The organism is Mesorhizobium sp. M6A.T.Ce.TU.002.03.1.1 (assembly GCF_003997275.1).
In the GTDB taxonomy this organism is placed as follows: domain Bacteria; phylum Pseudomonadota; class Alphaproteobacteria; order Rhizobiales; family Rhizobiaceae; genus Mesorhizobium; species Mesorhizobium mediterraneum.
In genome coordinates this window covers 93,282-106,880 of sequence record NZ_RZTI01000003.1, presented here as the reverse complement: position 1 = coordinate 106,880, position 13,599 = coordinate 93,282, and the positions used below count along the sequence as shown (strand labels likewise).

The 13,599-nt window shown below is 61.3% G+C and carries 15 protein-coding genes; 6 read left to right on the top strand and 9 right to left on the bottom strand.

Annotated elements, in window-relative coordinates:
* Position 1: 1 nt before the first annotated feature.
* Positions 2-2,551 (top strand): DNA ligase D, encoded by a 2,550-nt coding sequence (ligD, locus tag EOC93_RS02100; protein ID WP_127203720.1) that lies wholly within the window; start codon positions 2-4, stop codon positions 2,549-2,551.
* A 33-nt stretch (positions 2,552-2,584) separates the two neighbouring features.
* On the opposite strand, the gene EOC93_RS02095 is transcribed toward ligD, so the two are convergent.
* Positions 2,585-3,583 carry an ATP-dependent DNA ligase gene (locus EOC93_RS02095; RefSeq protein ID WP_126102991.1) on the bottom strand — a complete coding sequence of 333 codons (999 nt, stop codon included), beginning with the start codon at positions 3,581-3,583 and terminating at the stop codon, positions 2,585-2,587.
* A gap of 84 nt (positions 3,584-3,667) precedes the next feature.
* Positions 3,668-4,468 (bottom strand): Ku protein, encoded by an 801-nt coding sequence (locus EOC93_RS02090; protein ID WP_126102992.1) that lies wholly within the window; start codon positions 4,466-4,468, stop codon positions 3,668-3,670.
* Positions 4,469-4,657: 189 nt separating this feature from the next.
* Between EOC93_RS02090 and EOC93_RS02085 the strand changes: the two genes are divergently transcribed.
* The 3 genes from EOC93_RS02085 (at position 4,658) to EOC93_RS02075 (ending at position 7,525) form a co-directional block, all read left to right on the top strand.
* Positions 4,658-5,758 carry a branched-chain amino acid ABC transporter substrate-binding protein gene (locus tag EOC93_RS02085; protein WP_126102993.1) on the top strand — a complete coding sequence of 367 codons (1,101 nt, stop codon included), beginning with the start codon at positions 4,658-4,660 and terminating at the stop codon, positions 5,756-5,758.
* Between the two features lie 207 nt (positions 5,759-5,965).
* Positions 5,966-6,655: a phosphoribosyltransferase gene (locus EOC93_RS02080; RefSeq protein ID WP_095486450.1), complete on the top strand. Its 690-nt coding sequence runs from the start codon at positions 5,966-5,968 to the stop codon at positions 6,653-6,655.
* Positions 6,656-6,760: 105 nt separating this feature from the next.
* Positions 6,761-7,525, top strand: coding sequence for a hypothetical protein (locus tag EOC93_RS02075; RefSeq protein WP_127203719.1), 765 nt, complete (start codon positions 6,761-6,763; stop codon positions 7,523-7,525).
* A 63-nt stretch (positions 7,526-7,588) separates the two neighbouring features.
* On the opposite strand, the gene EOC93_RS02070 is transcribed toward EOC93_RS02075, so the two are convergent.
* The 3 genes from EOC93_RS02070 to EOC93_RS33955 all read right to left on the bottom strand — a co-directional run bounded on the left by EOC93_RS02070 (position 7,589) and on the right by EOC93_RS33955 (position 8,517).
* Positions 7,589-7,804: a hypothetical protein gene (locus tag EOC93_RS02070; RefSeq protein ID WP_095486448.1), complete on the bottom strand. Its 216-nt coding sequence runs from the start codon at positions 7,802-7,804 to the stop codon at positions 7,589-7,591.
* Between the two features lie 63 nt (positions 7,805-7,867).
* Entirely contained in the window at positions 7,868-8,113 is a 246-nt protein-coding gene (locus tag EOC93_RS02065; RefSeq protein WP_095486447.1) for a hypothetical protein, read from the bottom strand.
* A 242-nt stretch (positions 8,114-8,355) separates the two neighbouring features.
* Complete coding sequence (locus tag EOC93_RS33955; protein ID WP_095486446.1) at positions 8,356-8,517, bottom strand: hypothetical protein; 162 nt, start codon at positions 8,515-8,517, stop codon at positions 8,356-8,358.
* A gap of 523 nt (positions 8,518-9,040) precedes the next feature.
* Between EOC93_RS33955 and EOC93_RS02060 the strand changes: the two genes are divergently transcribed.
* Entirely contained in the window at positions 9,041-10,786 is a 1,746-nt protein-coding gene (locus tag EOC93_RS02060) for a thiamine pyrophosphate-dependent enzyme (protein ID WP_095486445.1), read from the top strand.
* A gap of 19 nt (positions 10,787-10,805) precedes the next feature.
* On the opposite strand, the gene EOC93_RS02055 is transcribed toward EOC93_RS02060, so the two are convergent.
* The 3 genes from EOC93_RS02055 to EOC93_RS02045 all read right to left on the bottom strand — a co-directional run bounded on the left by EOC93_RS02055 (position 10,806) and on the right by EOC93_RS02045 (position 12,441).
* The gene (locus EOC93_RS02055; protein ID WP_095486444.1) at positions 10,806-11,120 is read right to left on the bottom strand and encodes a hypothetical protein; all 315 of its coding nucleotides are present in this window, start codon (positions 11,118-11,120) and stop codon (positions 10,806-10,808) included.
* Between the two features lie 166 nt (positions 11,121-11,286).
* Entirely contained in the window at positions 11,287-11,535 is a 249-nt protein-coding gene (locus EOC93_RS02050) for a hypothetical protein (protein WP_095486616.1), read from the bottom strand.
* Positions 11,536-11,697: 162 nt separating this feature from the next.
* Positions 11,698-12,441 (bottom strand): SIR2 family protein, encoded by a 744-nt coding sequence (locus tag EOC93_RS02045; protein ID WP_342587106.1) that lies wholly within the window; start codon positions 12,439-12,441, stop codon positions 11,698-11,700.
* A gap of 248 nt (positions 12,442-12,689) precedes the next feature.
* Here EOC93_RS02045 and EOC93_RS02040 point away from each other — a divergent pair, with 248 nt between their 5' ends.
* Complete coding sequence (locus tag EOC93_RS02040; protein WP_127203718.1) at positions 12,690-13,013, top strand: hypothetical protein; 324 nt, start codon at positions 12,690-12,692, stop codon at positions 13,011-13,013.
* A gap of 85 nt (positions 13,014-13,098) precedes the next feature.
* On the opposite strand, the gene EOC93_RS02035 is transcribed toward EOC93_RS02040, so the two are convergent.
* Entirely contained in the window at positions 13,099-13,596 is a 498-nt protein-coding gene (locus tag EOC93_RS02035; protein ID WP_245458251.1) for a GFA family protein, read from the bottom strand.
* Between the last annotated feature and the right edge of the window lie 3 nt (positions 13,597-13,599).

Genomic DNA, 13,599 nt, shown 5'->3' with positions numbered 1-13,599 from the left:
GATGGCGCTCGAGACCTACCGCAAGAAGCGCGATTTTTCCGTCACCCCGGAGCCGCAGGGCCGCAAGGCGCCGAGGACGGGGAACAGCTTCGTCATACAGAAGCATGATGCGACGCGGCTCCACTATGATTTCCGTTTGGAAATGGACGGCGTCCTGAAGAGCTGGGCCGTCACCAAAGGGCCGAGCCTGATCCCCGGCGAGAAGCGCCTTGCCGTCCATGTCGAGGATCATCCCTTGGAATATGGCGGTTTCGAAGGCACCATCCCGAAGGGCGAATATGGCGGCGGCACCGTTATCCTGTGGGACAGAGGCACCTGGACGCCGATCGGCGACGCGCATCGCGGCTATGCGAAAGGCCATCTCGATTTCGAACTTCACGGCGAGAAGCTTGGCGGCCGCTGGCATCTTGTGCGGATGGCCGGAAAGCCGCGGGAGAAGCGCGAGAACTGGCTGCTGATCAAGGGCGACGATGACGCTGCACGCACCGAAGGCGATCCTGACATTCTGGACGAGCGGCCGGAATCCGTCGCCACCGGCCGCAAGATCGAGGATGTCGCCGGCGAAGAGCCCGGCTGGTCTTCCAAGACGGGGCGCATTAGCAAGCGCCGCGGCGGCCGCACGAGGGCCGCTCCCCCGGAAGAGCAGCCCGCCACTGTTGGGATTCCGGAGCCGTCAAAGATCAAGGGTGCCAAGAAGGCAGCGCTTCCCGATTTCGTCGAGCCGACGCTGGCGACCCTCGTTTCGTCCGCGCCGTCCGGAGAACGCTGGCTGCACGAAATCAAATTCGACGGCTACCGGCTGCAGGCACGGATCGAAGCCGGGCGCGTCAAACTGTTGACGCGCAGCGGTCTCGACTGGACGAAGAAGTTCGGAAAGGCGGTCATTTCGGCGCTGGCCGATATACCTGTCGGGACGGCGCTGATCGATGGTGAACTCGTGGTCGAGACATCCGCCGGCGCGTCGGATTTTTCCGCGTTGCAAGCCGACCTCAGCGAGGGCCGCAGCGATCGCTTTCGCTTCTACGTCTTCGACCTGCTTCATCTCGACGGGTACGATCTGCGCGACGTTGCGTTGATCACGCGCAAGCAATTGCTGGAAAAGGTCATTGGTAGTGATAACGGCATCATCAGCTACAGCGGACATTTTGAGGAGGATGGCACGCTGGTCCTGCGACACGCCTGCCGGCTGAGCCTGGAAGGTGTTGTCTCCAAGCTTCGCGATGCGCCTTACCGCGCGGGCCGCAGCAAGAACTGGGTGAAATCGAAATGCTCGGCGCGACAGGAATTTGTCGTGGCCGGCTACGTCCCCTCGACAACCTCGCGCAATGCGATCGGCTCGCTCGTCCTGGGTGTCTATGACGATGGTAAGCTTCATCATGTCGGACGCGTCGGCACCGGCTACACGGCAGCAGTCGCACAGGACCTGTTCAAGAAGCTCGAGCGGATACGCATTCCGTCAAGCCCGTTCGATGAGCGGCTGAGCGCCGAGGAGGCTCGGCAAGCCCGCTATGTCAGGCCTGAACTCGTCGCCGAAGTCGAGTTCCGGGCCTGGACCGCCGACGGCAATCTGCGCCACGCCTCGTTCCGCGGATTGCGAGAAGACAAACCGGCGAAGGAGATCATCCGCGAAACGCCGAAGACGAACAAGGCAGCACCCAAACCTCAGCGCCGGACCGTCAAGCTCACCCATCCCGACCGCCTCTATTGGCCTGACCAGGGCGTGACCAAGGAAGGTCTCGCCGACTATTATGCCGAAGTCTGGCGCCATGCATCGCCCTACATCGTCGGCCGGGCGTTAGCGCTGGTGCGATGCCCAAGCGGCATTTCGGGCGAGCAGTTCTTCCAGAAGCATGCCTGGAAGGGTCTCAATCCCAACATCGTGCTGGTCCACGATCCCAAGGACCCGCCCGACGAGCGGCTGATCAGCATCAATGATCTCGATGGGCTGATCGGCCTTGTCCAGTCGGCGGCGCTGGAGATCCACCCCTGGGGCTCGTTGGTGAGCGATTGGGAGCGTCCAGACACGATCATCATGGACCTCGATCCTGGCGAGGGCGTGAGCTGGGAGGCGGTGATCGAAGCCGCCGTCGAGACGCGCGACCGGCTGAAGGATGCAGGGCTTGTCCCCTTCATCAAGACCTCCGGCGGCAAGGGCCTTCACGTCGTGGCGCCAGTGAAGCCGAAAGCGCAATGGCCTGTCGTAAAGGCCTTCACCAAGGCGATTGCCGACTCCATGGCGTCCGACAGCCCAGGCCGTTACGTCTCGACCATCACCAAGTCCAAACGACGCGGAAAAATTCTCGTCGACTATCTGCGCAACCAGCGCGGTGCGACCGCAGTCGCCCCCTATTCGACAAGAGCACGACCGGGTGCGTCGGTGTCGATGCCGCTTGCCTGGGACGAACTCGGCCCCGGCATCGGACCGGCCTATTTTACGGTCGAGAACACACCAACCCGGCTTGCCTCGCTGTCGTCGGATCCCTGGCAGGATTTTCGAGCAGCAGCAGCGCCGATCGAAGAACCGGGAAGCCGGCGCAAGAAAGCGGCTTGAAAACCGTATACGGAGAGCACGCGCCGCAGGGACTCAGGCGATCTGCTCAAACGTGCATTGCTCCGGAGCCTTGTCCGGCCGCCAGCGCAGGAACTTGGTGCCGTGCCGGAAACGGTCGCCGGTGACATGATCGAAGCGTACTTCGACCACCAATTCGGGCCGGACCGGCTCCCATTCGCCGCTGCGCTCGGTGCTCCAGCGGCTCGGCCCGCCCGGCGCCTTTCCGGTGAAGCCGGGTGGCTCGCGCATGGCTTCGAGTTTGCGGGTAAGTTCGGCCCTGTCGTCCTTGGCGATGGTCGAGGTGAAGCCGACGTGATCGAGCTTGCCGGCCTCGTTGTACAGACCCAGCAGCAGAGAGCCGACCTGCCGGCTGTTGCTGAGATAACGAAAGCCGCCGACCACGCAATCGGCCGACCGCAACCGCTTTACCTTCACCATCGCGCGCACCCCCGGTTGGTACGGACCGTCCAGCCGCTTGGCGACCACGCCGTCTGTCGCCCCATGTCCGGCAGCCCCTAGCCAGGAGCGGGCTTCTTTCACATCGCGCGTACAGTGCGAAAGCACGATGTTCCTGCGGTTTGCCGAAGCGACGAAAGCCTCAAGGATCGCTCGCCGTTTTTTCAGGGTCCGCGCCAACCAGACGGTTCCGTGCTCGTCGCAGAGCATATCGAACAGGACGATGTGCGCCGGGGTTTCCGCAGACAGCTTGCGGATCCTGCTCTCGGCGGGATGAAGCCGCATCTGGAGGGCGTCGAACGATGGCTTGCCGTCGACCGAGATGACGATTTCACCGTCGACGACAAAACGGCGCGACGGCAGTTCCTTCAATGTCGCGACTAGTTCGGGAAAATAGCGTCCGAGCGGCTTGCCTGACTTCGCGCGCAACTCCACGGCGTCATCCTGCCGGAATGCCAGGCAGCGAAAACCGTCCCATTTGCGCTCGTATTGCCATCCCTCTCCTTCGGGAATCGCATCAGCCGCCTTGGCTTCCATCGGAGGCGTATCGAGCGGCAGGGGGAAACCGCGGGTCATCGGCGGGTGCTGTCGAAAGAAGGATTGCGGGGGATGACCTTCATCGTGCTGCCTTTGTCCCCGACCCAGCCTCCTCTCAGACGCCTATTTTCGCTTTCCGGCCTCCGAGCCGATGCTCTTGCGCAGCGCATCCATGATGTTGATCACGTTGCTGGGCGGCGGTTGCTCGGCCTTGGCTTTGGCCGGGCGCTTCTTGCCCTTCTTCTTCGAGGCAATGATCTCCAGCAGCCGCGCCTGGACGGGATCTCCGGTCATGGCGGGATCCCACTGCTTGGTTCGCTCATCGATCAGGGTCGAGACCAAATCCATCATTTTCGAGTCGGGTTTGGCTTCGCTGATCTTGCCAAAATAGTCCTCGGGATCGCGAACCTCGTCGCCATAGCGCAGTGTCCACAGCACGATGCCCTTGCCTCGTGGTTCAAGCATGACGGCGCGCTCGCGGCGATACATGACCAGTCGCGATATTCCGACTGTCCCTGTCGACTGCATGGCGTCGCGAATGACCGAGAATGCCTCCTCTCCGACCGGGTCGTCAGGAGTGAGATAATGGGGCTTGTCGTACCAAATCCAGCCGATGCTGTCGGCATTGACGAACATATCGATGTCGATGGTGCGCGTGCTCTCCAGCCCGACCGCGTCGATCTCATCGTCCTCGAGCAGCACGTATTCGTCCTCACCGCGCTGATACCCCTTCACCTCGTCGTCTTCAGCAACGGGCTTGCCGCTAACGGCGTCGACATATTGGCTGACGACCCGATGCCCGCTCTTGCGATTGAGCGTGTGGAACCGGACCTTTTCGCTCTCGGTGGTTGCGGGCGTCATCGCGACCGGACAGGTCACCAGCGAAAGCTTCAGATAGCCTTTCCAAAAAGGACGTGGCGCCATCAAGGACCCCCGGGGCAGGTGTAAAACAGTCGAACGCGCCAGGGCGATCGATTGTTCCAGCAGCGTTTTTTTCGCGCGCCCAAGACTCGCCAGCAAGAATCCATCATTTTTCCGGCTCGAGACGGAACCGATGAGCGCAAGCGCAGTTCGGAACAGACAAACAGCTCGGCCTCAGCAAGGACCATTTCAATGTCGGAAGCGATCCGGATCGCAATCGGCGCCCCATTGTCGGGAAACGCGGCAGCGCTCGGCGCCGAGATGAAGCAGGCGATCGAGCTCGCGGTCGAGGAGCAGAACGCGGACGGCGGCATTGCAGGCCTTCCCATCATGGTTGAGAGTGCGGACGATCAGGGAAAGGTCGAGACCGGGCGGCAAGTCGCGGACGACTTTTGCAACCAGCCGGATCTGCTTGGCGTCGTTGGTCACTACAACAGCAATGTCACCATCGCTGCAGCGGAGATCTATGCCGCCCACGACCTCCCGATGATCACGCCGATCGCTTCCGACACGGCGCTCACCGAGCGCTCTCTTCCGAATGTCTTTCGCTTCACCAACCGGGACGACCAGACCGGAGCAGCCATTGCCCGTCATCTCTACGACGTCTTGGGCAAGCGCCGCGCCGTCCTGGCCGAAACCGAAACCATGTACGGCCACAGCATGGGCATCGCTTTTTCGCGGGCATTTCTGTCGCTCGGAGGCCGCATCGCCGAGCGGCGAACGGTTCGCGAAGGCAGTCGCGATTTTGACCCGCTGGTCGCATCCCTGCGGGCCGATTTCGATCTGTTGTTCTACGGCGGGAGTTTCGAGGGTGCTTTCATTCTGCGAGCGATGCGGCGCGCGGGTCTCCATCAGCTTTTTGCGAGCGGTGACGGCTGTTGGGACGCGGTGAATTTCCTTGAGCCTGCGGGCGAAACGGCGACATTGGGTGAAGGCGTTCTCGTGCTGTCCGCCACGCCCGAAGTGGGTAGGGTCGCTGGTTCAAGCGATTTCGCCGCGCGCTATGCCGCGCGGTTTGGACCGATCGGCAACTATGCCGTGAATTCCTACGATTCAGCCCGCGTGCTGATCGCCGCAATCAAAAACGCGATCGCTGAATCCAAAGGAAATCCGAGCCGGCGCGACGTTCTGACTGCGATGCGAAAGCTACGCTTCAAAGGCATTGCGTATGGCGATCCCGTGCAGTGGGACAAAAAAGGCGACAACCTGGCCGCCGTCACGGCGCTCCATGTGGTGGAGAATGGCCGATTTCGACAAGTTGCCGAAATCCCGCAGATGCAAAGGGCCCGATAGACGCGGCTTCACGACGGCCGCGGCAATTTTTACCAAGGTGAGACGAAACAATTGCCTCCGATCGCCGTTTCGCCAGCAAGGTGAATTTTGGGCGAGGATGATGAGTGCAACCGGCCCGGATGTTTTCGACAAGACGCAGCAGACCGCGAACATCTAGACACGAGCTCTGCACTGATCCCAGGTCCCGTCCTTGGAAAGGTGAAGACAATGATCTTCGACGCGCCAAAATTCAGGGATCGAACGGATGCGGGGCGCCAGCTTGCCGCCGCTTTGACCGGGTTTGCGGCAAGCGATCCGCTGGTGCTGGCGCTGCCGCGCGGCGGAGTGCCGGTTGGCTTCGAAGTGGCGAAGGCACTCCGTGCCCGGCTCGACGTGCTGCTTGTGCGCAAGATCGGCGCGCCGGGCCATTCCGAATATGGCATCGGCGCGGTCGTCGACGGGGAGAATCCGCAGCTCGTCCTCAACGAGGAGGCGATGGCTCTGATCCAGCCGTCAGACGAATACGTCGAGGCGGAGAAACAACGGCAACTGCTTGAAATCGAGCGCCGCAGAAAGCTCTATCTCGGCAGCAGGCCCGCGGCTTCGGTGCTGGGCCGGACAGTCATCGTTGTCGATGACGGCATAGCGACCGGAGGAACGGTCCGAGTGGCGCTCAAGGCGCTAAGGAAGGATCGCGCCGCGCATGTTGTCTTGGCCGTTCCGGTAGCACCCCAGGACACGCTGGATCTGATAAATGCCGATGTCGACGAAGTGGTCTGTCTCGCCACGCCCGAGCCGTTCGGCGCCGTGAGCCAGTACTATGAGGATTTCGCGCAGACCACGGACGTGGAGGTGGTCCGGCTGCTGCAGCAGGCAGAGCAGTTCGAGAGGAAATCGTCGATGCGATCAGCCGGTTAGAGCGGGATGCCTTAGCTGGACCGGGCATCCCGCTCTAACCGTTTGTTTAGCCGCATTTCTGCGACGCCAGCCCTAGCTCATCGCCACCAGCCGAAGGAGCACGCCATGGCCAGCAAGGACCGACAACAGATGGAGATCGTCGAGCGCGGCGATATTTTCTTTCTCTACCGGCCCAGGGTGGGCCAAACCGATCCAGAAAGTCTTTCCGACGTGCAGCGCTTCTTCGTCATGCTGCGGCCGGAGCACGCGACGAAGGTGCGGCTTCTCGTTGTCGGGCGCAAGCGGCTGCCGGATGCGCATGAGCACGAGCGTAACTGGGGTTTCGTCGGCGCGATTGCAGGTTCCGCCGCCGCGTTGGAAAAGGACCTTCGCGAAGAGAGGTATGACACCAAGACGCGCGGCCGCCAGCGCCTGCCCGCAGCACGCCCGGCGGGCGAAGGCCGTTATCTTGTCGCGCTGCTCAATGGACAATTGCATCTCAGCTACGCACTCGAGCTTCCAGAGCGACCATCCGAGGTGCAACGCGCCTTCAAGATCGCACCGCAGGCAAGCTTCGCGCTTTCGGTGAAGAATCCCGAAAAGCCCAGCCCTCCCGGTTTTGGATTGGGACAGGCTCAGGAGCCGGACTATCCAGACAGGCTTCAGCGGGAATTCCGCGGCCGCAGATTCGCTCGCGAGGACATAACGCTGCTCGACGTGCAGGGCGCCGAATTCATACTTGTCGGCGCGCGAACCGATCCGGAAAAGGCATACAATGTCGAGCTCGACGTCGAGAAGGAGGACGAGCGCCATTCAGAGATGCTGCGCGAACTCAAAATGGCCAAATCTCGCCATCCGCTAGAGCCGCTTTTCAGTGGCGAATGGGCCTGAACCGCACGGTTACCGTGCCCTCCCCTGGAGGGCAGACGACCGCGCCACACGGCGGGTCAGCCGTCAGTCCCGCAAACGATTGGCAGCGTGATCCTGGCGCTGCTCAGTCGCGACCTGCTTGGAATCCAGACCGCGTTCCTTTGTGTGCTGGGCCTTGTCCCGGTTGGACAGGACTTGGTTTTCCTCGATCTTATCCTTGGGGGTCGTGGTCATGGCACCTGTACCAGAACCCTTCCCCTGCGAACCCACTCCGATGTGCTTCTTGCTACCTTTTGCCATGGGCTTTCTCCAATTCGTGTGAGACGACGCAGTGGCTAGCCGTCGGGGGTCAGTCCTCGGGACTCAGTCGTCGGGGCGGTTCTTGTGATGAACGCTCTCCTGATTTCTTCCGCGAAGGATGTTGCGGTCGTCAGGATCGACAAGATCGGGTGTGTCGGGCCTGATTTCCGATCCCTTGCGCAACGCTTCACGTTCTTCTGGCGATCGCTTCAGATCCGCCTCTGCGTCGAAATCCTTGTCGGCGCCCTTCGTGTTCTCCCGCTTTTCAATGATGCGCAATTGCTGCTCATGGGTTCTGCGTCCAGCCATTGGTTCCTCCAAAGTGCCTTGCGTTCGTTTTGATGCCCAGATCGCTGGCGGCAATCGTCGCTTTCCTGGTGATTACAGGCGCCACGGTCTTTGCCGAAGCGGACCAATCGGAGGCCGCCATAATCCGAGCCTGTCCTTATGGCGATAATGGCAGGGTGGCGGGATCGTTCCGAAATGGCGGTCAAATAAAACTGTCCATTGCATATCGGCTCCAGTTGCTTATCCGCACCTGCCATGGTCCGTCAGTCTTCCTCCTCGCGGTACAAGCGCTCGGTCGCCTGCTTGCTCTCCCTACGTTCTGCGGGACCGCGGCGGCGTCGCGTGACGAGTGCGTAGGCGAGCAGGATTGCCAGTATCAGGGGCCCGCCTGCAACGACGAGCAACCACATGCTGTTCTCAAACATGGACCATCTCCTTTCCCTCACAACCGAGAAGGCGCCATAACCGTTCCTGGGTTCTGTGAAATGGCACGATGTTCGCTGCGGACGACGCTCGACAGGCGCAAGCAGAGAACGTGCACTCGGCCAAGGATAAGATTCGGCCAAGGATAAGATGAGGAACGGGCCAAAACCGAAGCGATTGCCTGCGTTGCGAGCTCGCGGTTCGTTGCTTTGTGACGGCAGTTATGCTAGTAATTTGGCCATGGTGCTGATTTGCGCCAGCGACCCGCCGCCGAGGCGGGTTTTTTGTTTCGGCGCCATCCCTCACAGTCTGCGAGTAGCCGTTGACGGCGCGACTTGGTCTCGCCGGGCAACTTCCGATCCGCTTCAGCTGCCCGGCTCGCAACGGCTGTCGTTCCGATGGAACAACAAGACATCTCCGTCGTTCGGCACTGATCGCCAATATCCACGTCTGACGCCCGACGCCGCAGCGAGAGCGTAAAGCCGCAGGCCCAGGACAAAAGCATACCAAACACAGGAGGCAACCATGCCCAACACTGCCGAGATCCTTGTCGACACATTGATCGCCTGGGACGTGCGCGTGATCTTCGGCCTGCCGGGGGACGGCATAAACGGCATTATGGAGGCGCTGCGCACAAGGCAGGACAAGATCCGCTTCGTACAGGTGCGGCACGAGGAATCCGCGGCTTTCATGGCGACAGCCTATGCCAAGTGGACCGGCAAGCTCGGTGTCTGCCTCGCCACCTCTGGGCCAGGAGGCACGCACCTGCTCACCGGTCTCTACGATGCAAAGCTCGACCAGGCGCCCGTCCTTGCCATAACCGGCATGCAATTCCACGACCTGATCGAGACGTTCACGCAGCAGGATGTCGATCTCACCCGCGTTTTCAACGACGTCGCCATCTTCAACACTCAGGTGACCGACGCAGCGCATATGGAAAACGTTGCCGGCCTCGCCTGTCGTTCCGCGCTTGCGGGACGCGGCGTTTCCCATCTTTCGATAGCCAGCGACGTGCAGGAGCAGACGTCGGCAAAGCGCTCGCTCCGCAACCTTCCAAAACATACGCCCGAACGGTGGTTCGAAGGGGACAAGCGACCCGACGAAGCCCAGCTCGCTCTTGCAGCGGACATCCTCAACACGGCCTCAAAGGTGGCGATACTCGCCGGGCGCGGCGCGCTCAATGCAAAGGCCGAGCTCGAGAGGACGGCGGAACTCCTTGCCGCACCCGTTGCCAAGGCTTTGCTCGGCAAAGCCGTCCTGCCGGACGATCACCCGCACGTCATGGGCGGAATAGGAATATTGGGCTCGCTGACCTCGCAGGAGATCATGGAGCAATGCGAGGCGCTGCTGATAGTCGGCTCGACCTTCCCCTACATCGAATACTACCCCAAGCCTGGCAAGGCACGTGGCGTGCAGATCGACCGCAATGCGCAGCGCATCGGCCTTCGCCATCCCGTCGAGGCCGGTCTCGTCGGTGATGCGGCCATCACGCTGCAATTGCTCAACGAAAGGCTGAAGCCAAAGCAGGACAGATCCTTTCTCGAAAGCGCGCAGCAGAACTTACAGCGCTGGCGCAAGATGATGGCCGAGGCGGAAAGCAGGGACGACGTGCCGCTCAAGCCGCAGCGCGTCGTCAGGGCATTCGGCGACCGAATGCCGGCCAACGCCATCCTCGCTACCGATTCCGGTCAGAATACAGAACTTGCCGCCCGTCATATCGATATCAAGGCTGGACAGGATTTCGCCGTCTCCGGCTCGCTGGCATCGATGGCCTGCGGGCTGCCATATGCGATTGCCGGCGGGATTGCCTTCCCGGGCCGGCCGGTTTTCGCGGTGGTGGGCGATGGCGGACTGGCGATGCAGCTTGGCGAATTTTCCACCGCCGTGCGTTACAAGATTCCGCTCAAGCTTCTGGTGATCAAGAACAACATGCTCAACCAGATCGCCTGGGAGCAAATGATGTTCCTCGGCAACCCGCAATTTGCCTGCGAGCTCCAGCCAATCGACTTCGCCATGGCCGCCGAAGCTATGGGAGGCATCGGCTACAGCGTCACCCGGCCTGAGGACGTCGATGGGGTTCTTGACGCCGCCTTTGCCGCGGAAGGTCCGGTGATCATAGAGGCGGTCGTCGACGCGTATGAACCTATGCTACCGCCGCGCATGCCGGACGAATATCGCAAGAACATGCGCACAGCGCTGCGGCAAACGCCGGGCCGCAAGGAGATCGAGGCGAACCTCGCTCAGGAGCCGCTGAAGACGATGATGGGCTGACTGCAGGTTCCCTGGCCGGTCAGTCCTTGACGTAGGCGCCTGGCTGGCGGCCGCTCTTCGGAGCCTTGGCATCCTTGGAACGCTCGGCGATCGATGGCCCGGCGCCGGACGTCTTTTCTGTCGAGGCACTGGGGGTGGACTGTCCGGGCGGATTTTTCCCTTCGGACTGATGGGTTTTGTCCTCCACCTCGTCCCTTGACCGTGTCAGGCCCATCCCGCCGGCAGGTTTCTTGTTGCCGGCCGCCTCCTGGGAGAATTGATCCGACGCGTCCGCATCTTTCTTGGCCGGGTACTTGGTTGCGCCATGTTCATAACGGGTCTCGTTTTCAGTCATAGCGTCTCTCCGATTGCCTCATGCATGGCGGTTAAACATTCCTGCGACGGTCCGGTTCCAACCGCCGCTAGCGCTCCAGACGGACGCCATATGCGACGCGCGCGGCACCGTGCCGTCAAACGGATGCCGCGCCCGCTGGCGCGGCAACGCTCAGGCGTCTCGCCAGTCAGGCCTCTTGCCATGGCGTGTGCAGGATGTCGGCGCCCGGCTGCTCGTCGAACAGGACCGCGCAGCCGCGCTCCAGCGCCACCGGCGACAGGGCATTGGCCACGGTTTCGTCCGGCGAGATGAAATCACCGGTCAGCACCCGCAACTCTTCCACGGCTTTGGCCATCGACACCAGTCGCCCTGCGGCGCGGCCGGTCATGCAGGCGTCGATGACGGAAACGAGATCGATCATATCGAAGTGGCCCATCATAGGCCTCCGCAAACAGCGTCCCTTCCCGGCTATGAACGCCGCAGCGATCGACAATGTTCCCGGCCGGGCCGAATAGAGTGAGCATTCCGAACTTGCCATCAACCATTCGGCTTCAAGCGCGGTGCATCACATCGCCTCTCAGAATTGCCCGCGCATACGCTAAATCTGGTCTATCCCGTCCTTGAGCTTGCTCAGGAATGCCACCAGGGCATCCTCCGGCCGATCGGCCTCCTCGGTCAGCATGTCGATGCCCCAGCGTCCGAGGACCGCTTCCTGGACGACGCTCGGTTGCGGCATGAAGACGAACGATTTCGGACGGCTCTTCTCATAACCAGACCGGCGCCAGGTTTCCCAGAGCCGATACAGCAACAGACGGATGTTCATATCCGACATGCTGTAACCGATGAACAGGATAGTGCGCCCCAGCGCGTCAGCGCGAAATTTTACATCCAGCGGGGAATCGAACGACAGCCGCTCGAAATACTCGGACTCCGCCAGAACCAGCGATGCGTCGTCGTCGAAATCGCCGTGGTATTTGATGATCTGGGTCACCTCGTCGCTCGCCTTGGCGACGTCCTTGGCATTGGCCACTTTTACGAACGGGCGGTCGTGGATTTCGAACGCCACCTCAAGATTCCGATCATAATTGGTGGTGTAGATGATCGGGAAATCGAGCGCCACGATCAGCTTGTGGATCGCCGAACCCTTCACTTTGTCCCGCGAGACGCTCCATTCGCGATCCATCCAGCTGCGCAAGCGGCCGAGACTGCCATGCTTTAGCCGGTAATATTCGGCAAGCGCCTGGTAGCTGGATTCAGGCGTGTCGACCGTGTCGCGGTCGAGGCCGAGTTCATCCACCATATGTTCGATGAGCTTCTCCCAGGATGGCAGGCCGACGCTCATCGATACTCCCGCCCCAACGAACAAGATCGCTCGTCGCTCTTTCACGGATTGAGCCAGTTGCTCGAGGGCAGACGGCATGGCCAACTCACCAGGCAATGATCCAACACAACTGTCAAAAGCGTCCTCCGTTCCGGAGAGGCCAGGATCACCGCCAAATGTGTTCAGCAAATCAGGTGTGAGTTCAACAAATCGGGCGCAGACTGGAACCGCTGAGGCAGATCGAAGTTTGGTTGCCAGGGAGACCCGTGATGGCCGCACAACCAGATCAGACGCCTGCTAAGGCGAGAGGCGATATCCAGGCCGGGGCGACGCAGGATAAAACCCCGGGGTTCGACCCTGCCGCCGCACCTGAAGAGACCGACGCCGAAGCGGCAGATGTGCCAAATCCTGTCGCCGAGGCTCGTTCTCGTCGACAGCCAGAGTTCACGAATGAAGCCAGCTTCGCCGACGCAATGCGGCCGGTAGAAAGCAAGCCTGATCTTCAGCCTCGCAGGAGCTGGCCACTGTTGGTGATTGCCGCAGTCGTTCTCGTAGCGGCCGCGGTCTTTGTGATAGCGGCCATGCTGCGCTAACGAGGCACGTTTCCAGAGCTTATCGGCCCTCGAACAGCGCCGAGGCCATCACATGGATGGCACTCAAATAAATCGACTCGGCGCTTCACACGCCACTCATAATCATTTTCCCGACCGCCAACTCGCTGGCGAGATAGCCGCTGTATTTGGGCACGCTATCGGGCATGTCCAGCACGCGACGATGATAGAATATGTCGATCCGAACCGGCGGCAGCCGGGCCTCGGGCTCGAAATTGCTGGCCGGGATGAACATCACTTTGAACGGCCCGAAGCCGGCAACCTCCACAACCGGCTTGCCGCAGGTCCGGCAGACCCCGCGATTGAAGTTCGGCGGCGGGCGGTATTTCTTGAATGAGATGTTGCCGGCGTTTTTCAGCACGACATCCTTGCCACGAACGGCGACCACATCCGCGAACGGTTTGCCGTTGAACGCCTGGCAGATCAGACAGTGGCACCGGAATCTGCCCTTTGGCGCAGTATGCACCTCGAACGAGCAGGCGCCGCATTCGCAGGAGCCGCGTAGCGGCAACGACGTGTCAGTGGTCATGTGCTGATGCTCCTGAGCTGGATTTGATGACGGCATGCC